Source organism: Thalassobacter sp. 16PALIMAR09, assembly GCF_000765485.1.
Classification (GTDB): Bacteria; Pseudomonadota; Alphaproteobacteria; order Rhodobacterales; family Rhodobacteraceae; genus Thalassobacter; species Thalassobacter stenotrophicus.
On record NZ_JHAK01000001.1, the window covers coordinates 44,543 to 65,802 of the forward strand.

Genomic DNA, 21,260 nt, shown 5'->3' on the forward strand with positions numbered 1-21,260 from the left:
TTTTACCCGCCACACAAACGAAAAGCGCGCGCCGGTCCCCCAGCGCGCGCTTTGATGCGAGTATTTGGTGCGGGATCAGCTGTTGATTGCGGTCACGCAGCTTCGGCTTGCAGCATCCCAAACAGTCCCGGTGGCACAGGACATCGCGGCCTGCTTGGCACTGTTGCATTCATACGCGAGCGCAAGGCTCGGCGCGGCTGCCAGGATGGCGGCGATAGAGAGGGTCTTCCACGTCTTCATTGTCGTCTCCTGTTGCGGTTTACGCTAAGGAAGCTAACAGATTTCCCTCATTTGTCACCAGATTTGCGCGCAGCTTATCCGAACACACGTTTAAAAATCGTGTCCACGTGCTTGGTGTGATAGCCCATATCGAATTTTTCGTTGATTTCCTCAACGGATAGGGCTGCGCATACCTCTGGGTCGGCCAGCAGTTCCTCACGGAAATCTGTGCGGTGTTCCCAGACCTTGAGCGCGTTGCGTTGCACCATGGAATAGGCGTCTTCGCGGCTGACACCGGCCTGCGTCAGGGCAAGAAGAACCCGCTGAGACATGACCAAACCCGGAAATTTGTTCATGTTATCGAGCATGTTGTCAGGGAAAATCAGCATTTTGTCGATCACGCCGGTCAGGCGGTGCAGCGCGAAATCAAGCGTAATAGTGGCGTCTGGGCCAATGTTCCGCTCAACCGAGGAGTGCGAGATATCACGCTCATGCCAGAGGGCCACGTTCTCCATGGCGGGGACGACGGCGGAGCGGACCATACGCGCAAGACCGGTCAGGTTCTCGGTCAGAACGGGGTTTTTCTTGTGCGGCATCGCGCTGGAGCCTTTTTGCCCCATCGAGAAAAACTCAGCGCCCTCAAGGACTTCGGTCCGCTGCATGTGGCGGATTTCGGTGGCGACGTTCTCGATCGAGGAGGCGACGACACCAAGGGCGGCAAAGAACGCGGCGTGACGGTCGCGCGGGATAACTTGGGTGCTGATCGGCTCAGGCGAGAGACCAAGCTGTGCACACACATGCTCTTCTACGCGGGGGTCTACGTTGGCAAAGGTGCCGATGGCGCCAGAGACGGCCCCGGTCGCGATCTCGGCGCGGGCGGTTTTCAGACGCGCAAGGTTGCGGTCCATCTCGGCGTAGAACCGCGCAAACGTCAGGCCCATGGTTGTGGGTTCGGCGTGGATGCCGTGGCTGCGACCGACGCGCAGGGTGTCTTTATGCTCAATTGCGCGGCGCTTTAGGGCGGCCAGCAAGCCATCCATGTCTGCAATCAGAATGTCCGCAGCGCGTACGAGCTGTACGTTGAAACAGGTGTCCAACACGTCCGAGGATGTCATGCCTTGGTGGACAAAACGGGCCTCATCGCTGCCCACATGTTCGGCCAAGTGGGTCAGAAAGGCGATAACGTCATGCTTGGTCACAGCTTCGATTTCATCGATGCGCGCGACGTCGAACTCGACATCTTTTGCCTTCCAAACCGCCTGCGCGTTTTCGCGTGGGATCACGCCCAGATCGGCCATCGCGTCGCAGGCGTGCGCCTCGATCTCAAACCAGATGCGGAATTTCGTCTCGGGGGACCAGATGGCGACCATGTCGGGGCGGGAATAACGGGGGATCATCGGCTCTCATCTCTTGCGTTGCTGCGGCTTGGCGTTTCTCTTAGGGTCCGCTCGGGTGATGTGCAACACGGGGACGGGCTGCGGTGAAATATGCCGCGCCTGTAACGGGCTTTGATGACGAAAACGGATGGCAAAGCGCGCACATTGGACGATTTTGCAGGTGTTTGGACGCTGAGCCGGGTTATTTCGCAGGACGGGATGCCGCCGGGACAGTTCATCGGGACCGCAACTTGGGCGCCGCACGCCGACGGCTTGGCCTATGTCGAGGAGGGCACCCTGACGATCGTTGGGCAAACCCCGATGGCCGCGACCCGGCGGTATCTGTGGAAACCGGACCTGAGCGTTTGGTTCGATGATGGCCGCTATTTTCACACCGTGCCCGCACAGGGCGGCGACACGGACCATTGGTGTGATCCGGATGATTACCGCGTCCACTACGATTTTACCATGTGGCCCGAGTTTGTGGTGACGTGGCGGGTTCAGGGGCCCCGCAAATCCTACACGATGACGAGCCGCTATAGCCGGGCTTGAGGTCTGGCTGAGCGATTGTCTTCGCCGCTGAGGGCGGGTGGTAGAAAGACCATGGTCAGGCCGCTTTCAACCTCACACACCTCTGCACGAAGATGTTGGACGTTCCTGGGGGGTGGTGATTTGGTTTGTGCTGTCCTGAGCCGGGCCGCAACATCGGCGGCGAGGCGCGGGGATAGGATCAAGCGTTCAAGGGTGTGCATTCTGTGCCCTCCATTCGTGGGCACAGATTATTGTAAAAGGCTGGCGCGCACCTTGATCTGTCGCAAATTATTAACGCCTTATGGGCCGCTAACGGTCGCCGCTGGTCAAGCGTCTTGGGGCGCCGGTGCAGCTTCATTTTCCGCAACGCGCAGCACGGTTTTTACTTTAGCACCTGCCTCTAAAGTTTTGTGAACAGGGCATTTATCTGCAATCTCAACTAGGCGTTTGTGCTGATCATCTGACAAATCACCTGCCAGCGTGATCACGCGGGTGAACCGATCAATCCGCTCATTCGGGGTGCCTGCATCCTGCGCATGCATCCGGTCGTGGGTGACGTCCACGCTGATGTGGCTCAGCGGCCAGCCCTTGCGTCGGGCGTACATCCGCACGGTCATCGACGTACAGGCGCCAAGGCCCGCCGCAAGGAATTGATAGGGCGACATGCCTTTGTTCGTGCCGCCATAGGCCACGGGTTCATCCGCCAGCGCGTGATGCGCATTGCCGGATGTGACGTCTTGCAAAAAGCCGTTCGCATCCGCTTCTGACACGCGGGTCACGCCTTCGGGCGCGCCGATGGGGGGGGCTGGCGCGCGCAGGTCCAGATACCGTCCCGCCCATGCAGCGATTACGTCGGCCACGTATTCCGCATCCGCCGGGCGGGTGATCAGGTGGTCTGCGTTATCCAGCGTGACAAAGCTTTTGGGGTGTTTGGCGGCGGCAAAAATCGCCGTGGCGTTCTCGATGCCGACGGTTTCGTCGCGCGGCGCGTGCAGCACCAAGAGCGCGCGGTTTAGTGCGCCAATCGCCGGGGTAAGGGCTGCCGCACTCACGTCCTCCACAAACCCTTGGCCGATCACAACCGGGCGGCCGCCCAGCATCACGGGGGCTTTGCCATCCGCTTTGATGCGGGGCAGGGCGTCGGCGAAATTATGTGTGACGTGGCCCGGGTCTGAGGGCGCGCCAATGGTCACCACGGCCTTGGCCGAGGCGATGGCCCCCGCGGCGCGCAAAACCGCCGCACCGCCAAGTGAGTGGCCGATCAGCAGGCTGGGCGCGAACCCTTCGGATTTGAGATGCGCGGCGGCGGCTACAATATCATCCACGTTTGAGGTGAAGGAGGTGTTGGCGAACTCTCCCTCCGAGTGGCCAAGCCCGGTGAAATCAAACCGCAACACCGCGATCCCCATGGCTGCCAACCGTCCCGAAATCCGGCGCGCGGCGGGGATATCCTTGGAACACGTAAAACAATGCGCAAACAGCGCCGTCGCAAGGTGCGGCCCCTCGGGCAAATCCAGACGTGCGGCAAGTTGCGCGCCATCATGTCCGGTGAATGTCAGTTTGCGGCTTGGCATGGAACAGGTCCGATCATTAGGGTTGAGACTGACAATGGGCGCGCGGGCAGGCGGGCTCAAGCGTAGGCGGGCCGCGATCACGCAGCCGTGACTTGAGGCGAGGTTTCGACCCATGTTCCGTGACATATGCTACAGAATGGCGTGGTTTTTTACTGTCGTTTGGGGGGCGTCGTGGCTGGGGGCGGTGCATGATTTGGGCGACTCGCTGGCGACCTTCCGTCCCATTTGGCTGGCCGCAACCCTGATATGTGCGGGCCTTGCGTGGCCGATCCGGCGGCGCGGGGCGGCCATCGTGGCGATGCTTGGCACGGTCGGTTTTGGCGTCACGGCGATGACGTGGGGCGTGGGCCTGCCCGGGCTTCAGGTGCAGGCGCAAGGGGCCCCCAGTTTTCGTCTGTACCAGAACAATTTGTTTTTCGCACAAAGCGATCACAGCCTGACGCTGGCCAATATCGCGGCCCTGTCGCCCGATGTCATCACGTTTCAGGAAGTGTCCCAAAACAAGCGTTCCTTGTTGGAGGAATTGCGCGCCGATTATCCGCATCAGGCGTTTTGCCGATACGGCGCTGTGGGCGCCGTGATGGTCCTGAGCCGGTTGCCCGCGACGGATACCAAGCCCCTGTGCCTGTACCCCATGGGCTTGGTCGCCCTGCAGGTCGAGACGCCGGGCGGGCCGGTGTGGGTCGTCTCGGTCCATGCTAAATGGCCCTATCCGTTCAACGATCCTGCACAGGTGGACTACATGGAGACCGCTTTGGCCAAGCTGGAGGGTGAGATCGTCATGGCTGGCGATTTCAATATGGTGGCGGGCACGCACCGTCTGCGTCGTTTGGCGCGCGCGGCGGGGGTGACGCGGATGGGGCCTTGGGTGCCCACGTTTCGTTTGCCCAGCGGGCCGGAATGGTGGCGGTATCCGATCCAGATTGACCACGTGTTCACCACGATGGATGCAAAGGTCCGCCGCGCGCCCGATTCCGGATCGGACCATGTCCCGCTGGTGGCGGACCTGTGGTGAGGGGGCGATCACTCCCGCTCATGCGCGCAGGAAAATGTGCCCGACACCAGTGATTTGGTCCAAATGAACGCGCCGACACCGCGATCCGGATCCAGATAGGTGACGCGCCGCATGCCGCGCGTGACATGCCAGCCGGGCAGTTGCCTACCGACGAAGAAACCTGCGCAAGCTGCGTTGCCAGGTGGTCCGTCACGGGCCAGCGCCAAGGCGCGCTTTTGATCGGCGGCGCGGGTCGAAAGGTCATCGCCCACCCGGGCATTTTCCGCCTCTGCAGCGGCGATGCGGGCGGCCCGCATTTCGGACCACAGCTGATCCATTGAAACTTCTGGCGGATCAAGGCGGGGTTGTACGGTGCCAGTACTGACCACCCCGAACGCGAGAATAATCGACAATATACACCCCGCAATCAGCAGTTTATGTTGAAGAAACTGCTGCGCCAGTCCCTCGGGACCCACCGGATGGGACGGGCCATCCCCGGCGCGCCCAAGCAGGCGGATCGGGGTGATCGGGAGGCGCGGCGGTGCGTGGGCGACCTCGGCCTCTAGTGCCTCAAGCGCTATGCGGCGCACGGCCCCGGTTAAGGGCGCATCCGCAGGATTGGGCCGTCTTGCCACAAAGATCGAGGCAAGCTCCGTCGGGCCAGTTAACTCATCGCCAACCCGGACACGCACGGCCTTGATCTGGCCCGCAGCCTCAGTCGCGATCAAACAGACCCACCTGCCCGAGGGTTCAAGCAGTTCGGCAACACGCTCCCCCTCGCGGAGCATTTGCCCCGGAGCCACGCAGATCGTGCGCACAGTCATCGGATAGCTGCCCCTTTGCGGGGATTGCACCGAGATCACGGGGTCATGGGGATGAAAACTCAAGGGGCCTGCCTATCGATCGAAGCCCGTGCACCGCACGGATCACGACAGCCTAGCAGGCCCGCATTAACAATCCCCTTCCGGGGGGCTAGTGCCCCATCAAGCGGGGGTCGAAGGGGTATTTGGTCAGGTTTTCGTACCCATCTTCGGTGATCAGGACCTGATCCTCTAGCTTGATAGAGAAATCACCGCCTTTTGGGGAAATTAACGCCTCAACACACAGGACCATCCCGGCCTCTAGGTGGCCATCAAACGCCCCCTCAACGTGGTGATCGGGATAGCGGATCAGAGGCCATTCATCACACAGGCCTACGCCGTGCATGATGCAGCCGTACTTCAACTCCTGATACTCTGGCTTGAGCTTGTGTGCATTGAACGTCAGATCGCGCAGGGGCACGCCGGGTTTGAGCATCTCCATGTTGGTTTGGATGTGCTCGACCCCGTGGCGCATGGCTTCAATCATGTCGGGGCGAGGGTCAGCGTCGCCCACCCACCACGTGCGCGAAATATCCACGCAAATCCCGTAGGACCCCACGAGATCGGTATCAAAGGCCACGATTTCATTGTTTTGAATGATGCGCGGGCCGCATTCTTGGAACCAAGGGTTGGTGCGTGGGCCAGAGGACAAAAGCCGCGTTTCGATCCATTCACCGCCGCGTTTGATGTTTTCGGCGTGCAGCACGGCCCAGACTTCGTCCTCGCTCAGGCCCGGCGCGCAGGCCTTTTCCATTTCATAGCACGCGGCCTCGCAGGCATGAGAGGCACAGCGCATGGCCAAAATCTCATCCGGACCTTTGATGGACCGGGCTTTTTCGGTCAACTCTTCGCCGTCCGTGACCTCAAACCCCTGCGCTTCAAGTGCACGCAGGCCGTGCACCATCGGCTTGTCCGCGGCCAGCCGCATGTTGCCGCCGCCGTGGGCTTCGATCAGGGTGCGGACCTCATTGCTAAAGGTGTCAGCGGCGATGTCGATTTTGTCGCCACGCCCAAAGTAGAACAGATCCGCGCCAGAGCGTTGTTCTTGGACCAAGGGGTTGAAGGCACTTAGGAACTTGGCATTCTTGTAGTCCCAGATGACCATATAGCCATCGGCACAGACCAACACCGCGCGGAACGGGTTGTGCGTGTTCCACAGCTGCATGTTGGTGCTGTCGGTGGCATAGCGGATGTTGAGCGGGTCGAACATCAACACACCGCCCAAATCCCGGGCCACGACAGCATCGACGAGCCGGCGGTGGCGATAGGCGCGCATGGCGGCCAAATCGGGCAGGATCAGATCGGCGGCTTCCCATTCATCATAGGCCAGCTTGGTAGGCCCAATCTCCATCCGGTCGTTGTCGTTTGGTGTCCCGTCTAAAAGGTGGGTGCCTTTGCTGGGGTCAATCTTGCGGGTGGTGCGATAATGCTGGTTCATGGGGGCCTCCTTATCCATGAGTGTGCCGTGCATTTCGGCGCCTTCTGCGGCATAAGCGACACGATTCATCGGCCAAGAGGGCGCAAATGGACATTTTGCAGGAACATCTGCCCTTTACCCGGTGGTCTGACCCCGCGCTTGCGCGGCTGCCGGGGATGCGCCCGGTTGAGGGGGATTGGCTGATTGTGGATGAGGCATACGCCGCACAAATGGCCCACAAAGCGCGGTTGATAAAGGCACGCAGATCGCAAGTTTTGGCCCTTGATCCGGCCGCAGAACCCGCTGCGCGTGAAGCGTTGGAGGTGGTTCTGGGGGCATTGCCCGCTGGGTTTGAGCGGCAGGGCGATGCTGTGCGCTGTCCCGATGGACGGGTTGTCGTGCCCACGTGCGACGCGCCGCTAGAGAGCTTGGGCGGGTTGATCCAAGAGGATGTCGTGGTGCTACAAAAGCGCGAGGGTGCGTTCGTTTTGACGGGGGCTTTGTTGTGCTTTCCGGCGGCGTGGACCTTGGCCGAGAAATTTATGCAGCCATTGGACGCGATACACCGCCCCGTGCCCAGCTACGCGCCCGTTGCGGCAAGGGTTGAACGCATGTTCGACCGCGTCCGCGTGGGCCAACCGCTGTGGCGGGCGAATGCGCTGATGTATCACGATGCAGAGCTGTATCAGCCTCATTCCGAGACCGCGCCACGAATCCCGCCCAAGGGAACGCCGCGCTATTTACGGGCCGAGCGTCAGACGATTTTGCGCCTGCCTCAGACGGATGCGCTGGTGTTTTTGGTGCATACCTATGTGCTGCCGTTTGATCGGTTAACGTCCAAGCAGCAGGCGAGTTGCCCGTTTCATCAGGCGTGAGGTTTTGCGCCGCCTGACGGCATCGCCAAAGCGAGAGATCCTCTCTCGCGCTCTGGGGAGTATTTAGGGAACAAAGGAGGCGGAGTGCGTGGCCTAGGGGGCGGCGAAGTGTTTGGACAGCTTGAGGCCTTGGCCCTGATAATTGCTTTTCATATCTGCACCGTAGAGGACATTTGGGACCTCAGTCATGCCTTCATAGACCAAACGCCCAACCACTTGGCCATGTTCGAGGACGAAGGGGGCTTCGTGGCAGCGAACCTCAAGAACGCCGCGGGCCGGGACGCCGTGGCCAAATCCGGGGTCGAAGAAGCCCGCGTAATGGACCCGGAATTCGCCAACCATAGCCAGATAGGGCGCCATTTCGGCGGCGTATTGGGGGGGAATCGTGACGGCTTCGCGGCTGACGAGGATGTAGAACGCGCCGGGGTCCAGGATGATGCGGCCATCGGATGTGCGGACTTCTTCCCAGTAGTCGCGCGGCGTGTAGTGGCCAATGTTGTCGAGATCGATCACGCCGGTGTGCGGTTTGGCGCGGTAGCCGACCAGATCGCCTTCGCTGGGTTTGAGATCGACGGAGAAGCCCAAACCTTCGGAGATGAGCGGTGTGCCATCCACCAGTGGGGTTTGAGTGTGCAGGGCGGCCATCGCACTGTCGGACAGGACTGCCTCGCCTTGGCGGAAGCGGATTTGGTTGAGGCGCATGCCGGGCCGGACCAAAACGCTGAACGAGCGGGGGCAGATTTCGGCGTAGAGAGGGCCGGCGTAGCCTTCGGGGATGCGGTCGAATTCGGTGCCGCCATCGGTGATGACACGGGTCAGGAGATCGAGCCGTCCCGTGGAGGACTTTGCGTTCGCCACAGCTGTGATCCCGGCGGGGAGGGCGAGGCTTTCCATCAGGGGCACAAGATAGACGCAGCCCTTTTCTAGGACCGCGCCACCGTCAAGCGACATGCGGTGCATCTCAAAATCTGCGAGGCGGTCTGCCACCGGCGTACCAGCACCCGCAAGAAACGAGGCGCGGACGCGGTAGGCTACCGTGCCAAGGCGCAGATCGAGCGAGGCAGGCTGCACCTGACCGTCGACCAGTGGTGCGGTCACGGCGATTTCACCGCGGTCCAACATCGCCTCTAGGGCCTGAGAAGGGAGAACCCCGTGTGTCATTTTCTTACCCCTATGAACAGCAAAAGCCGCAGTGCCAAATGGCCTGCGGCTTTGCAGTCGGTGGTCGGGCTAGCAGGACTCGAACCTGCGACCTTCCGTCCCCCAGACGGACGCGCTACCAGGCTGCGCCATAGCCCGACTATGCGGTCCGTATAAGGTATTTTTTCGGGGCTGCAAGCGGCAATTGCCACGAATGTCCGACCTTTTTTCGTCGTGTTTCCCTGTGCGAAAGCCAGCGTCACGTCAGGATTTCAGCTCGGCACTGATCCGGTCGCTCAGAAGCTTGATCCGGCGGGCCACAAGGTCAAGCTTGGCGCGGTTTTGGACGCTGAGCGCGGTGTTTGTGCCCCGCTTGGCGGCGGCTTTTGCGGTCAGCGCGCGGACCATAGCGTGTTCGGTGATTTCGGGCGATGGTGGCTCTAGCGGGAGTTCGGGGGCGATTGCGTCGTCCACGATTTGGTGTGCGCTGTCGAGGATAAGTGGCTCCTCTGCCGGCTCAGGCACCTCTTCAACTGGTGTTGCGTTCTTTTGCAACGCGTTGGCAAAGCTGAGAACTTCGGCCTCAACCGGTTCGGGCTCAACATGCACCATGGGGGCTTCGGACGGGGCAGGCGGGGTTTCTTCGGACAAAGCATCGAGGTCATAGAGACCGCCGCGCCCGGTACCACCCGCATTGGCGTCCTCTTTGACGACGCGCCGATTGGCGCCACGCCGTGCGGTCCGTGAGGAAGAGGGTTTGGTCTTGGGGTCCGCAAAGGCCGGCTCGGGCGAGAGAGCCTCAATCGGGGCGACCCCATCTTCGGAGATCATCTTTTGCACGCCGCGAATGGTCATGCCCTGATCATGCAATAGCACGCGGATACCGCCCAAAAGGCGCATGTCATTAGGGCGGTAATACCGACGGCCGCCGGGCCCCTTTACGGGACTGACCACGTCAAATTTGCTTTCCCAAAACCGCAAAACATGGGTCGGCACGCCCAACCAATCCGCAACCTCGCGGATCGTGCGAAAGGCATCAGCGCTTTTGCTCATAACTCCCCCTCAACTGTTGGATGGAGGCGGCACTTTAGCCCGCTCCGCGTGAACAGTTTGTTAGGCTTTGTTACCAGTCGCGACGCGATCTTTCATCAGGTGCGATGGGCGGAAGGTCAGCACGCGACGTGGCGGGATGGGGGCTTCTTCGCCGGTTTTGGGGTTGCGACCCACGCGGGCCGATTTCTCACGGACGGAGAACGTCCCGAAGGAGCTGATCTTGACCTGCTCGCCCTGGACCAGCGCATCGGACATGTGCAGCAGAACCTGCTCAACCAATTGTGCGCTTTCGTTGCGCGACAGACCGACTTCGCGGAAAACCGCTTCGCTCAGATCCATGCGTGTCAGTGTTTTTGAAGTCATATCCGGGTCCCTCGCCATGTTTTACCCACATTGGGGCACGGCGGTTTTCGAGTCAATAACAAGCACTTGGCAGATGTTCTTCGCGCAGCAAATGAGCGGTTACCAGCGTAGCACCACAGCGCCCCATGCGAGGCCGCCGCCGATGGCTTCGGTGACGACCAAATCGCCCTCACGAACCTGACCGCGCTGCTTGCCCACGGACATCGCAAGCGGGATAGAGGCCGCCGACGTGTTGCCATGATCTTGGACCGTGATGACAACTTTGCTCTCATCGATGCCCAGTTTGTCGGCGGTGCGTTTGATGATCCGCAGGTTCGCCTGATGGGGGATCACGCAGTCGATATCGTCGGTCGTAAGGCCCGCTTTGGCGACGACATCAACGGTACAAGTGGCAAGCTTTTCAACGGCATGGCGGAAGACTTCCTTGCCTTCCATAATCAGGTGGCCGGTGCTTTGGGTGGCGGATGGCCCCCCCGAAACGTACAGAATTTCGCGGAAGCGACCGTCGGAATTGAGGTCCGTGGCTAGGATGCCGCGGTCGTCCGAGGTGCCTTGGCCTTCGGCCTTTTCCAAGACCAGAGCGCCCGCGCCGTCGCCGAACAAAACACTGGTGGTCCGGTCTTCCCAGTTCATAATCCGAGAGAACGTTTCCGCACCGATAACCAAAACGCGCTCGGCTTGGCCCGACAGAATCAGACCGTTCGCGTTGGTCAGGGCGTAAACAAAGCCCGCGCATACCGCTTGGATATCAAAGGCAAAGCCGCGCTCCATCCCAAGGGCACCTTGGACCATTGTCGCCACGGACGGGAAGGTGAAATCGGGAGTAGAGGTCGCGACGACTATAGCGTCGATCTGCGAGGCATCCATGCCAGCGTCCGCAAGGGCGGCCTGCGCTGCGCGGGTTGCAAGATCAGATGTGGTTTGCCCCTCGGCCGCGAAATGACGCCGCTCAATCCCAGAGCGGGACCGAATCCAAGCGTCGGACGTCTCGACCCAAGTCTCAAATTCCGCGTTCTCCACAACGCGGTCGGGCAGATAGTGGCCCACACCACGCACAACGGATCGGATTACGCTCATGTTAGATGCCTTGATCGGTCTTTTCGGGGGTTAACCCAGCCTCGGTTTTGTTAACACTTTGACCTGTAGACTGAGTAGATGCAAGACGCGCTGCGAGGCGGTCAGAAAATCCGGTTTGCGCCAAGTCCCACGACAGTTTGATCGCTGCGGAAACGCCGGTGGCATCTGCGGAACCATGAGATTTTACGACTGTCCCGTTCAGGCCGAGAAACACGCCACCGTTGACGCGCCGCGGATCGATCCGCTTTTTGAGCCGTCTTAGGGACGTCATCGCCAGTAGAGCCGCGATTTTGGACAGGGGCGTGGCTTGGAACGCGGTGCGCAGCGCCTCAGAGATGAAGCTGGCCGTGCCCTCGGCTGTTTTCAGCGCGACATTCCCGGTGAACCCGTCCGTGACAATCACGTCCACGCGGTTCGAGGGGATATCGCCGCCTTCAACAAAGCCGACAAATTCATATTTGTTGGCATCCGCTGAAGCGGCGATGATGTCATGCGCCTCATGCAGTTCGGGGCGACCTTTGTGTTCTTCGGTGCCGACATTCAAAATGCCAACACGGGGCCGTTGCAGACCCAGACCGTTGCGCGCGTAGGACATGCCCATCAATGCATATTGGTGCAAGTCCTGCGCCTCAGCCCGGATATCCGCGCCCACATCCAGCATGACGTTAAAGCCCCCCGGATTGCGAGAGGGCCAGAGGATCGCGATGGCAGGCCGGTTCACGCCGGGCAGTTTGCGTAACCGCACCATGCTAAGCGCCATAAGCGCCCCGGTGTTTCCGCAGGACAGGCACGTTTCAGCCTCGCCTGCGCGCACGGCTTCCAGGGCGGACCACATCGAGGTCCCCTTACCATGACGCATCACGTGGCTGGGTTTGTCATCCATCGAGACGACATCATCTGCGTGACGAATTTCAACCCGGCCATCCAAAACGCGCTTACGGGCCACAAGCTCTGAAAGCTTGGGCCCGTCGCCATGCACGATGAACTTAATGTCCGGATTTTTACTGGCAGAAATAGCCATACCAGAAACAACGGCCTTGGGCCCAAGGTCGCCGCCCATCGCGTCGATGGAAATCACAGCTGGACGCTGTGCCGGGCCGGGCCGTTTTGCCAATGTTGTCTCCGAAGGCTCTCCGCGCAGTATGCGCTTAGGCTGCGTCGTCGTCTAGATCGATGTCAGTGGCCTGTGCGACCACTTCGCGGTCTGCATAGTGACCGCATGCGCCACACACGTGGTGGGGGCGCTTCAGCTCACCACAGTTGGAGCATTCAGCGGGGTTATCAGCCACGAGCGCATCGTGTGCACGACGCATGTTGCGGCGCGATTTCGTGATTTTATTCTGAGGGACTGCCATGGGACACCCTATTCGTTGTGGGGGGCAGATGCCCCCGAAGTGGAAATTTCGGGCACCCCTACACTGGCTCGCCGATGCGGTCCAGCCCGCTTGTAACGGCGTGGGGCGTGAGGGCGCACCGATAGGGTGAATCGAGGTATGTTGCAAGGGAGAACTACCAACAAAGCCAAGCTTTCCTGCAACGTGTCCGTATGTGGGCCGAACGGCCCGGGTCATTTGCTCAAAACCCGTGGAGCAGGGCGGATATTGGACGCACCCTAGGGCATGATCGTAGCAAGGGCCGGGGACGAGATCAAATGTCTTGGCCGCGGTTCTCGCTTGGGGTGGATAAAACGCGCGGGCGGCTCTCCTCAACCGGCCCGCGCGGCGGCGCGCCTAGTTGGTCAGGCGCGCGGCAAGCAAATGATCAGACTTTTGGATCACGTGACTGGCGTGCCCCACGATCAGCGGATCGGGCGGGGTGGCGACATCCGTGTCCTTGTCTGGATAATCCAAGGTGCTGAGGAAATGACGCATACAGTTCAGCCGCGCGCGCTTTTTGTCATTGGATTTGACAATCGTCCAAGGCGCATCTGCGGTGTCGGTATAAAAGAACATTGCCTCTTTGGCTTCGGTATACGCGTCCCACTTCCCGAGCGAAGCTTTGTCGATAGGCGATAGCTTCCACCGTTTCAGGGGGTCCGTCTCACGGCTTTCGAAGCGGCGCTTTTGTTCGGCCTGCGTGACCGAGAACCAATACTTATAGAGCCTTATGCCCGACCGGGTCAGCATTCTCTCCAACTCAGGGGTTTGGCGCATGAATTCGAGGTATTCGGCAGGCGTGCAGAACCCCATGACCCGCTCAACCCCGGCGCGGTTGTACCACGACCGATCATATAGGACCATTTCGCCGTCCGTCGGCAGGTGCTGCACGTAGCGTTGATAATACCACTGCCCGCGCTCCCGATCGGTGGGTTTGTTCAGGGCGACAACACGCGCAGAGCGGGGGTTGAGGTGTTCGGTGAACCGTTTGATCGTTCCACCTTTGCCTGCCGCATCCCGGCCCTCAAACAGCATCACAAATTTCTGACCCGTCTCAGCCGCCCAAAGCTGCACCTTCAGCAGTTCCGCCTGCAGAGCGGCCTTTTCGGCCTCATATGTCCGGCGCGCGATCTTGTGGCTGTAGGGATATTTGCCCGTCTCAAACGCCTCGCGGATTTTGTCAGCGGTCACGGTGGGAAAGGTGCCGGGTTCAGGGGCAGGGGGGATGCCGTCCATCAGTGTCTCCTGTCGTCATGTGCGATGCAGGTGTGACAGGTCGGAACGCGATGCGCTTTGCGCTATGTCAAATCGGCGGGTGGGCGGGTCCCTAGGTCTTGGGTCCCCGCGGGCGAGAGAAGTTCATCTTTTGCCCCGCCAAATCCTCACGGGCGCCGCACCACGCGTACGCCAGCAGGGCGGGTTCATCGCGCCCAACCGTGATCCGGTGCAAATGCTCTGGCGGGTTATGGATAAGTGAGCCTGCCGCATACACGCCTTGGTGGTTTTCCGAGACCGCGCCGCTTAGGCAGATGTAGCTTTCGGTGATGCCCTTGTGCGCATGGGCCGGATAGGTGCAATCGGGGGCGAACAGAACCACCCCAAGGATGATCTCATCGGTCACAATCGGCCCGCTTGGCCCCGCGATCTCGGCGTAGCCATAGCTGCGCGCCAGCCCCCGTGGGACCTTTTCGTACCCATAGCGCCAGCTCAGCTCGGGGGCGACACGCTCCAGCGTGCGCACAACGGGGGCCATGCGGTCCTGACGCCCCTCATCGAGCGCGCGCCCCAGATGATCCGTCACCGGCAAATTGCAGGGCGGGTCAAAGGACATCTCCGGGTTGGCTTTCTGAACCCGGCTGATCGCTTCGCGCGCGTTGCGCAGGTGCGCACGGATCCGGTCCGATCCCCCAGAGGGCAGGTGGCGATACATTTCATAGAATTCCTTAAGCAGGTATCGCCAGTTCGCAGCATCCTTGAGGCGTGCGTTCGGGGCAGGGATCGGGTCGGTATTCAGCATCAGTCGGGTCCGGTTTGCGCGTTTGCCCCACAGCTACAGCCCAAACCGCGTGGGTCAATGATTAATGCGCGCGGCACTCGGGCTGTACGTCGGGTCATGCGACCCCAGAAAACCGCGCCATCCGCACACCCGCTGCACCGCACCATCTTTCCCCGCGCCCCAACATGGGCCATACTGCCCCAAACCTCACACAAGAAGCAGTACCTCCATGGCCGACGACCTTCTCTCAGGCGCAAATGCCGACACATATGACGCGACCTCCATCGAAGTCCTTGAGGGGCTGGAACCCGTCCGCAAACGCCCCGGTATGTATATCGGCGGCACGGACGAACGCGCCTTGCACCACCTTGTGGCCGAAGTCCTCGATAACTCCATGGATGAGGCGGTTGCAGGCCACGCCAACCGCATCGAGGTGGAACTCCACGCCGACTACTCTGTCACGATCAAGGATAACGGGCGCGGCATCCCGATCGACCCACACCCCAAGTTTCCCGACAAATCCGCGCTAGAGGTGATCTTGTGCACCCTACATGCGGGCGGCAAATTCTCGGGCAAGGCCTATCAGACGTCGGGCGGTTTGCACGGGGTGGGGGCCTCGGTTGTGAATGCGCTGTCGGACCTGATGGTTGTCCAAGTCGCCCGTGACCGCGAGTTGTGGGAGCAACGCTTTTCCCGCGGCATCCCCCAAGGCCCGGTGGAGAAAATCGGTGCAGCCCCCAACCGGCGCGGCACCCAAGTGACCTTCCACGCGGATGCACAGATTTTCGGCGCCCATCGCTTCAAACCCGCACGCCTGTTTAAATCCATCCGCTCCAAGGCGTATCTGTTCTCAGGCGTTGAAATCCGTTGGAAATCCGCGATTGAGGATGGTGAGACCCCAACCGATGCGGTCTTTCACTTCCCAGGCGGGCTGGCCGATTACCTGCGCGAAACGCTGGGCACGGCGGCGACCTACGCCGATACGCCCTTTGCCGGCACCGTCGATTTCAATGAGAAATTCGGCCAACCCGGCAAAGTGGAATGGGCAATCAACTGGACCCCATCGCGCGATGGTTTCATCCAGTCCTACTGTAACACCGTACCCACGCCCGAGGGCGGCACCCATGAGGCAGGCTTTTGGGCCGCGATCCTGAAGGGGATCAAAGCCTACGGTGAGCTGTCGAACAACAAAAAGGCCGCGTCCATTACGCGCGATGACCTGACAACGGGCGGCTGCGCCTTGGTCAGTTGTTTCATCGCAGAGCCGGAGTTCGTGGGCCAAACCAAGGACCGCCTTGCCACGACGGAAGCGGGCCGGATGACCGAAAACGCCGTCCGCGATCACTTTGACAACTGGCTGGCCGCAGACACCAAAGCGGCGGGCGCGATCCTCGATTTCCTCGTGCTGCGCGCCGAAGAGCGGCTCAAGCGGCGGCAGGAAAAGGAGACGGCGCGGAAATCCGCGACCAAGCGCCTGCGCCTGCCGGGTAAACTGGTTGATTGCTCAAACGCGAACCGCGAGGGCACGGAGCTGTTCATCGTCGAGGGCGACTCGGCGGGTGGTTCGGCCAAAATGGCGCGGGACCGCAAGACCCAAGCGCTCCTGCCTTTGCGCGGCAAAATCCTCAACGTCTTGGGGGCCGCGTCGAACAAACTGACCTCCAACGCTGAGATTTCGGACCTGACGCAGGCGCTGGGCGTGGGGCTGGGCAGTAAGTTCAACGTTGAGGACCTACGGTACGACAAGATTATCATCATGACCGATGCGGACGTCGACGGCGCCCACATCGCCTCACTGCTGATGACGTTCTTCTTTACGCAAATGCGTCCGATGATCGACACAGGGCATCTCTATCTGGCCTGCCCGCCGCTGTTCCGCCTGACCCAAGGCGCCAAGCGGGTCTATTGCCTAGATGAAGCGGAACGCGACGCGTGGATGGAAAAGGGCGTGGGCGGCAAAGGCAAAATCGACGTCTCCCGGTTCAAGGGTCTGGGCGAGATGGACGCGAAGGACCTGAAAGACACGACAATGAACCCCGCAACCCGAAAGCTGATCCGCGTGACGGTAGATGAGGACATGCCGGGCGAAACCGGAGACTTGGTCGAGCGCCTGATGGGCAAGAAGCCCGAGAAGCGGTTTGAGTATATCCAACAGAATGCAAGGTTTGTGGAGGAGTTGGATGTTTGAGTCTCATTCCCTCTCTATCCAACCTGGAACTTCCACCTCCGTCTCAAGGCGTTCGACTTCGGTCCAGTCCTTCTTGACGACTGCAGCTTTGGTCGCTGCGGAGTTGTCGGCGATTAGTTTGTTGCCCAAATAAAGCGACTTTAAAAATGCACGCTCGTCTTTTGTGGCCGTGATACAGTCATCGTACAGCATAGTCGTAGCAAAGAACTCGCCGTAAACATAGTTTACACACACGGCGCACTTATCTAAACAATTTTTCGTATCATTATAGCTATTGCCTTTTATGGTGCTTATTTTCGTTGCGATGTCTATATCAGCATGTGCCAAGACTTTATTGCGCCTTGCTCTAAAAGGTTTCGCGGTCTGCATGGCATCATTGAGAAGTGTTCTGAACTCGGGGTGTTCCGCTTCTTTCAAGTAGTCACAGAGTGTCTCGAGGCACAGGTTTGGTTGGCCTACACTTTTCTTAGGATCGGTTAACCTACAAATTGACATGCATAGTGAGTCCCAAAGTGTTTTGCCCGCGTACGTGGCGACTAAACCCGATGCTTCATTGAGAACCTCGACTCTTTTTGGGGATGTCACAAAAAACCCGTGAAAAATCTGTAGTTCAATAAAGGCGTTGGTTAATGCGTTGTCTAACCAATAAATCGCCGTTCCAAACTCAGGCCCAAGCTTTGCCTTAAGGTTTTTTAATTTTTCTTCTGGAGTATGAAACGTCATGTGTAAAACCACCTTAAAATAGTAATGACAGCGCAGTAATCCGAACTACAGATAAGATTTTTAAGACTAAGTCACGAACGTTTCGGGTCGCCCGGTCTCGAGACCGGGCCGCGTCCGATCCGCCCCCACGGGCGGACGCGCTGCGCGCTTACCACCCTCGGACCGGCCGCGTCCCTCACCAAACAGCGGCAACAAGCCTGACCAAATGTTGTATCCCCGGGGCTCCGCCCGTTCGGCACTTGAAAGGTCCCCCGGACCTTTCATCGGCTGCGCCGAAACGTCCCGCAGCCCCACACGGGCGGCTGCGGCTCACGCGCTAGCCCGGGGCTCCGCCCGTCGAGACCTCAAAGGCTCCCCCGGAGCCTATGTCGCCTGCGGCGAACCGTTTTCGACCCCTCGGATCGGACGAGTCCCTCTCCTAACAGCGGCAACCAATCGCGGTCTGAAGCCGGCACTTATCCGGGACAACCCAACACCCAGCGGCATCGCGCCTGCTTCCGGCACAGCGGTCTCGACCCCTCCATACTTGCCGCAACGGCTTGACTGCGCCAAGATGGTGGAAAGGGGACAGAGGTCACCATGCCCAAAATCCTACTCCTATTTGTCGCAATCTGCGTCACTGTCGCCGCCGCGCTGTTTTTGAATACGCGCAGCCCGCGGGACCCGTTGCCCGAACTGATCGACGCTTTTCGCACCGCCCACAGCCTGCCCGGCGGGGTAATCGCGTACGGGCCGCGCGGGGGGCAGCCTTCGGTCTATGGCCTCGGCGATGCAGATCCCGGGGCGCGCACGGCCATAGACGCCAACGCGCGCTTGCACATCGCCTCACTCACCAAACCGCTGACCGCTGCCGCGGTTCTGTCGCTGGCAGAGGCGGGCGTGATCGCGCTGGACACGCCGCTCGCCGCGCAGATGGACCTGCCGCCCCCCTTTGATCCGCGCGCGCTGGACATCACGCCCCGTCATATCCTGTCGCACCGTGCGGGCTTTGATTGGCGCGCCAGCTTTGATCCCGTTTTTGCGCCCGAACGTGTGGGCGGCACACCGGACATGCCATGCTCGGCGCTTGCGCGGCTCACATGGGCCAGCCGTCCGTTGGACCACGCGCCCGACACGTCTGAGCACTATGCAAACATCGGTTATTGCTTGTTGTCTGAGCTGCTGGCCGCCAAAGATCACGATTTATACCAGAGCGTGGCTCAGGCCGCTCCGGGGGTGAATTTCGGGGTAATCGCGCAGCCGCATTGGCTGTTTGACGGGGCAAAGTGGCTCCCGCTCGCGGCGACAGACACGCTGCACAGTGACCCCAGCCTGCTGGCCAGTGCAGGGGGCGCAAATAGCACGGCGGCGGCCTATTGGCGGTTCGCTGTGCAATCCCACATGGCGCAAACCAGCGCCACGCCCGAGGGCGCAGACGGCAGCTATTACGCACTGGGTTGGAGGGTGTGGCCCGGACCTCAGGGGCCGCATCTGACGCACTTTGGCCACTTGCCGGGGGTATTCTCGGCGGTGTTCGTCTTGTCGGACGGATTCACCTTGGTGGCGCTGTTCAATGGCGGCGTGCAGGACGGCGCCCGCGCGTTCTCAGAACTGTTCGATGCGGTCTGCTTTCTGCGCGAACTGACCTGCCGTCCCAGCTGATCCTAGCCTTCGGCTTTTTCTTCCAGCGCGAGCCATTCCTCTTCGCAGTCCGCCAACTTCGTGTGGCGCGCCACAAGCGCGTCTGTCGCTTTTTGGAACTTCACCGGTTCGCGGGTGAATAGCTCTGCGTCCGACAGCAGCTCCTCCAGCTTAGCGATTTCGGCGGAGATCCGCTCCATCTCAGCGGGCAACGCGTCGAGGCGGTGACGTTCGGTGTAGCTGAGCCCCTGCTTCGGCTCAGCCGCGGCTGGCTTGTCCGCGACCTTGCTGCCCGAAGGTTTCGGCGCGGCGGCCTTGGCTTTGGAGGCGGCTTCTGCGGCAACCTTGGCGCGCTGCGCTTGGTAATCCGACCAGCCGCCGGCATAGGCTACGGCGCGGCCGTCCCCCTCCATCGCGATCGTGGTCGAGGCGACGCGGTCCAAGAAATCCCTGTCGTGGCTGACCAGCAAAACGGTGCCGTCGTATTCGCCCAAAACGTCTTGGAGCAGGTCCAGTGTTTCTACGTCCAGATCGTTGGTCGGTTCGTCCAACACCAGCACGTTGGAGGGCAGGGCCATGATCCGCGCGAGCAAGAGCCGCGCCTTTTCCCCGCCGCTCAGCGACTTGACCGGCGCGCGCAGACTGCGTTCGTCGAACAAGAAATCCTTGAGGTATCCGGCGACGTGCCGCGCGGTGCTGCGCACCATCACCTGATCTGAATTGCCGCTCACACCCAGCAGCGGGTCGAGCGTGAGGCTGTCCCAAAGGGTCGCCTCGGGATCGAGAGCGGCGCGACTTTGGTCGAACACCGCGATCTCTAAGCCGATGCCGTGGGTGACAGTGCCTGCGTCTGGTTCAACTTCACCCAACAACATCTTGAGAACGCTGGTTTTTCCAACCCCATTTGGCCCCACAAATGCCACGCGGTCGCCGCGCATGATGCGCAGATCAAAGGGCCGCAGGATCACCTTGTCGCCAAAGCGTTTTTCCAACTCTTTGGCCTCAATCACCCGCTTGCCAGAGGCCTTGCCGCTTTCCAGTTCAAGCGCGGCAGCGCCTTGGCGGCGGATCATGTCAGAGCGTTCTTGGCGCAGATCGCCCAAGGCGCGGACCCGGCCCATGTTGCGCTTGCGCCGGGCAGAGATGCCCTCAACGGCCCAGCGGGCTTCGGCCTTGATTTTGCGGTCCAACTTGTGCCGCGCCACGTCCTCTTCTTCCCATGTTTTGTCGCGCCATGCTTCAAAATGAGCAAAGCCCTTTTCCTGGCGGCGGGTTTGGCCACGGTCGACCCAAAGGGTCGCGCGGGTCAGCGCATTTAGGAACGCCCGGTCGTGCGAGATCAGCACGAATGCGGCGCGGGTTTGGCTTAGCTCCGCCTCCAGCCACGCGATGGCTTCGATGTCGAGGTGGTTGGTCGGCTCATCGAGCAGCATCAATTCAGGCGCTTCGGCCAGCAGTTTGACCAGTGCCGCGCGGCGCCGCTCCCCGCCGGAGGCGCTTTGGGTGGCCATGTCGGGGTTCATCTTGAGCCCCTCTGCCACCATATCAACGCGGTAGGATTCCGCCGGGTCCAAGCCGCTGCGCGCGAAATCGCCCAAGGTTTCAAATCCGCTTAGGTCGGGGTCCTGTTCCATGTAACCGGTCGAGGTGGCAGGCGCCAAAACGCGCGACCCTGTGTCCGGCTCAACCAAGTTGGCCATAACTTTCATCAGGGTCGATTTGCCCGATCCGTTGCGCCCTACCAGCGCCACGCGGTCACCGGGATGCACGACCAGATCGAGGTCTTTGAACAGGGGCGCGCCACCGAAGGTGAGCGAGATATCGGACAATTGAAGAAGGGGGATACGAGCCATGTGCCCGCGCTAAGCGAGGGGGGCA

Annotated in this window: 20 protein-coding genes and 1 tRNA gene; 5 read left to right on the forward strand and 16 right to left on the reverse strand. The window is 60.7% G+C overall.

From position 1 onward, the window contains the following. Window positions 1-75 precede the first annotated feature (75 nt). Together PM04_RS17845 and purB are read right to left on the reverse strand one after the other, a co-directional pair. On the reverse strand, window positions 76-240 hold the full coding sequence (locus tag PM04_RS17845; protein WP_116903986.1) for a chitin-binding domain-containing protein: 165 nt from the start codon (window positions 238-240) through the stop codon (window positions 76-78). Window positions 241-314: 74 nt separating this feature from the next. Continuing rightward, window positions 315-1,616 (reverse strand): adenylosuccinate lyase, encoded by a 1,302-nt coding sequence (gene purB / locus PM04_RS00220; protein ID WP_038002517.1) that lies wholly within the window; start codon window positions 1,614-1,616, stop codon window positions 315-317. A 114-nt stretch (window positions 1,617-1,730) separates the two neighbouring features. On the opposite strand from purB, the gene PM04_RS00225 reads away from it, so the two are divergent. After that, window positions 1,731-2,147, forward strand: a complete 417-nt coding sequence (locus PM04_RS00225) for a DUF6314 family protein (RefSeq protein ID WP_038002520.1) — start codon at window positions 1,731-1,733, stop codon at window positions 2,145-2,147. A gap of 305 nt (window positions 2,148-2,452) precedes the next feature. Here the strand turns inward: PM04_RS00225 and PM04_RS00230 are convergent, their stop codons facing one another. Next, window positions 2,453-3,700, reverse strand: coding sequence for a bifunctional alpha/beta hydrolase/OsmC family protein (locus PM04_RS00230; protein ID WP_038002522.1), 1,248 nt, complete (start codon window positions 3,698-3,700; stop codon window positions 2,453-2,455). 136 nt (window positions 3,701-3,836) lie between these two features. On the opposite strand from PM04_RS00230, the gene PM04_RS17275 reads away from it, so the two are divergent. After that, complete coding sequence (locus PM04_RS17275) at window positions 3,837-4,715, forward strand: endonuclease/exonuclease/phosphatase family protein (RefSeq protein WP_052068281.1); 879 nt, start codon at window positions 3,837-3,839, stop codon at window positions 4,713-4,715. Window positions 4,716-4,723: 8 nt separating this feature from the next. Here the strand turns inward: PM04_RS17275 and PM04_RS00240 are convergent, their stop codons facing one another. Continuing rightward, complete coding sequence (locus PM04_RS00240; protein ID WP_152593981.1) at window positions 4,724-5,581, reverse strand: hypothetical protein; 858 nt, start codon at window positions 5,579-5,581, stop codon at window positions 4,724-4,726. Between the two features lie 85 nt (window positions 5,582-5,666). Then, window positions 5,667-6,992 carry a dimethylsulfonioproprionate lyase DddP gene (dddP, locus tag PM04_RS00245; RefSeq protein WP_038002526.1) on the reverse strand — a complete coding sequence of 442 codons (1,326 nt, stop codon included), beginning with the start codon at window positions 6,990-6,992 and terminating at the stop codon, window positions 5,667-5,669. An 86-nt stretch (window positions 6,993-7,078) separates the two neighbouring features. Here dddP and PM04_RS00250 point away from each other — a divergent pair, with 86 nt between their 5' ends. After that, complete coding sequence (locus PM04_RS00250) at window positions 7,079-7,846, forward strand: DUF3445 domain-containing protein (protein ID WP_052068280.1); 768 nt, start codon at window positions 7,079-7,081, stop codon at window positions 7,844-7,846. A 93-nt stretch (window positions 7,847-7,939) separates the two neighbouring features. Here the strand turns inward: PM04_RS00250 and PM04_RS00255 are convergent, their stop codons facing one another. From PM04_RS00255 to PM04_RS00295, 9 genes are all read right to left on the reverse strand, one after another. Then, window positions 7,940-9,007 (reverse strand): 2'-deoxycytidine 5'-triphosphate deaminase, encoded by a 1,068-nt coding sequence (locus tag PM04_RS00255; protein WP_038002528.1) that lies wholly within the window; start codon window positions 9,005-9,007, stop codon window positions 7,940-7,942. A gap of 61 nt (window positions 9,008-9,068) precedes the next feature. Further along, window positions 9,069-9,145: transfer RNA gene (locus tag PM04_RS00260), tRNA-Pro, on the reverse strand. A gap of 105 nt (window positions 9,146-9,250) precedes the next feature. Further along, window positions 9,251-10,039, reverse strand: a complete 789-nt coding sequence (locus PM04_RS18375; RefSeq protein ID WP_081945959.1) for a MerR family transcriptional regulator — start codon at window positions 10,037-10,039, stop codon at window positions 9,251-9,253. 60 nt (window positions 10,040-10,099) lie between these two features. Continuing rightward, window positions 10,100-10,402, reverse strand: a complete 303-nt coding sequence (gene ihfA, locus PM04_RS00270; RefSeq protein ID WP_038002530.1) for an integration host factor subunit alpha — start codon at window positions 10,400-10,402, stop codon at window positions 10,100-10,102. A gap of 99 nt (window positions 10,403-10,501) precedes the next feature. Continuing rightward, a complete protein-coding gene (locus PM04_RS00275) occupies window positions 10,502-11,479 on the reverse strand; it encodes a beta-ketoacyl-ACP synthase III (RefSeq protein ID WP_038002532.1) in 978 nt (325 codons plus the stop codon). A 1-nt stretch (window position 11,480) separates the two neighbouring features. Continuing rightward, window positions 11,481-12,593, reverse strand: coding sequence for a phosphate acyltransferase PlsX (gene plsX / locus PM04_RS00280; protein ID WP_052068279.1), 1,113 nt, complete (start codon window positions 12,591-12,593; stop codon window positions 11,481-11,483). A gap of 34 nt (window positions 12,594-12,627) precedes the next feature. Further along, a complete protein-coding gene (rpmF, locus tag PM04_RS00285) occupies window positions 12,628-12,834 on the reverse strand; it encodes a 50S ribosomal protein L32 (RefSeq protein ID WP_038002534.1) in 207 nt (68 codons plus the stop codon). A 375-nt stretch (window positions 12,835-13,209) separates the two neighbouring features. After that, complete coding sequence (ppk2, locus tag PM04_RS00290; protein ID WP_038002535.1) at window positions 13,210-14,091, reverse strand: polyphosphate kinase 2; 882 nt, start codon at window positions 14,089-14,091, stop codon at window positions 13,210-13,212. Between the two features lie 91 nt (window positions 14,092-14,182). Then, window positions 14,183-14,872, reverse strand: a complete 690-nt coding sequence (locus PM04_RS00295) for a dimethylsulfonioproprionate lyase family protein (protein ID WP_052068278.1) — start codon at window positions 14,870-14,872, stop codon at window positions 14,183-14,185. Between the two features lie 208 nt (window positions 14,873-15,080). Between PM04_RS00295 and parE the strand changes: the two genes are divergently transcribed. Next, a complete protein-coding gene (parE, locus tag PM04_RS00300) occupies window positions 15,081-17,039 on the forward strand; it encodes a DNA topoisomerase IV subunit B (RefSeq protein WP_038002538.1) in 1,959 nt (652 codons plus the stop codon). A gap of 3 nt (window positions 17,040-17,042) precedes the next feature. Here parE and PM04_RS00305 read toward each other — a convergent pair whose 3' ends face one another. Beyond that, complete coding sequence (locus PM04_RS00305) at window positions 17,043-17,762, reverse strand: hypothetical protein (protein WP_038002541.1); 720 nt, start codon at window positions 17,760-17,762, stop codon at window positions 17,043-17,045. A gap of 579 nt (window positions 17,763-18,341) precedes the next feature. Between PM04_RS00305 and PM04_RS00310 the strand changes: the two genes are divergently transcribed. After that, entirely contained in the window at window positions 18,342-19,403 is a 1,062-nt protein-coding gene (locus PM04_RS00310; RefSeq protein ID WP_038002543.1) for a serine hydrolase, read from the forward strand. Window positions 19,404-19,405: 2 nt separating this feature from the next. On the opposite strand, the gene PM04_RS00315 is transcribed toward PM04_RS00310, so the two are convergent. Further along, the gene (locus PM04_RS00315) at window positions 19,406-21,235 is read right to left on the reverse strand and encodes an ABC-F family ATP-binding cassette domain-containing protein (RefSeq protein ID WP_038002544.1); all 1,830 of its coding nucleotides are present in this window, start codon (window positions 21,233-21,235) and stop codon (window positions 19,406-19,408) included. Window positions 21,236-21,260: the final 25 nt, after the last annotated feature.

Excerpts from the sequence above, each read along its gene's own strand:
- PM04_RS17845 (WP_116903986.1), bottom strand. The coding sequence starts at position 240 with ATGAAGACGTGGAAGACCCTCTCTATCGCCGCCATCCTGGCAGCCGCG.
- purB (WP_038002517.1), bottom strand. The coding sequence starts at position 1,616 with ATGATCCCCCGTTATTCCCGCCCCGACATGGTCGCCATCTGGTCCCCC.
- PM04_RS00225 (WP_038002520.1), top strand. The coding sequence starts at position 1,731 with ATGACGAAAACGGATGGCAAAGCGCGCACATTGGACGATTTTGCAGGT.
- PM04_RS00230 (WP_038002522.1), bottom strand. The coding sequence starts at position 3,700 with ATGCCAAGCCGCAAACTGACATTCACCGGACATGATGGCGCGCAACTT.
- PM04_RS17275 (WP_052068281.1), top strand. The coding sequence starts at position 3,837 with ATGGCGTGGTTTTTTACTGTCGTTTGGGGGGCGTCGTGGCTGGGGGCG.
- dddP (WP_038002526.1), bottom strand. The coding sequence starts at position 6,992 with ATGAACCAGCATTATCGCACCACCCGCAAGATTGACCCCAGCAAAGGC.
- PM04_RS00250 (WP_052068280.1), top strand. The coding sequence starts at position 7,079 with ATGGACATTTTGCAGGAACATCTGCCCTTTACCCGGTGGTCTGACCCC.
- PM04_RS00255 (WP_038002528.1), bottom strand. The coding sequence starts at position 9,007 with ATGACACACGGGGTTCTCCCTTCTCAGGCCCTAGAGGCGATGTTGGAC.
- PM04_RS18375 (WP_081945959.1), bottom strand. The coding sequence starts at position 10,039 with ATGAGCAAAAGCGCTGATGCCTTTCGCACGATCCGCGAGGTTGCGGAT.
- ihfA (WP_038002530.1), bottom strand. The coding sequence starts at position 10,402 with ATGACTTCAAAAACACTGACACGCATGGATCTGAGCGAAGCGGTTTTC.
- PM04_RS00275 (WP_038002532.1), bottom strand. The coding sequence starts at position 11,479 with ATGAGCGTAATCCGATCCGTTGTGCGTGGTGTGGGCCACTATCTGCCC.
- rpmF (WP_038002534.1), bottom strand. The coding sequence starts at position 12,834 with ATGGCAGTCCCTCAGAATAAAATCACGAAATCGCGCCGCAACATGCGT.
- ppk2 (WP_038002535.1), bottom strand. The coding sequence starts at position 14,091 with ATGGACGGCATCCCCCCTGCCCCTGAACCCGGCACCTTTCCCACCGTG.
- PM04_RS00295 (WP_052068278.1), bottom strand. The coding sequence starts at position 14,872 with ATGCTGAATACCGACCCGATCCCTGCCCCGAACGCACGCCTCAAGGAT.
- parE (WP_038002538.1), top strand. The coding sequence starts at position 15,081 with ATGGCCGACGACCTTCTCTCAGGCGCAAATGCCGACACATATGACGCG.
- PM04_RS00305 (WP_038002541.1), bottom strand. The coding sequence starts at position 17,762 with ATGACGTTTCATACTCCAGAAGAAAAATTAAAAAACCTTAAGGCAAAG.
- PM04_RS00310 (WP_038002543.1), top strand. The coding sequence starts at position 18,342 with ATGCCCAAAATCCTACTCCTATTTGTCGCAATCTGCGTCACTGTCGCC.
- PM04_RS00315 (WP_038002544.1), bottom strand. The coding sequence starts at position 21,235 with ATGGCTCGTATCCCCCTTCTTCAATTGTCCGATATCTCGCTCACCTTC.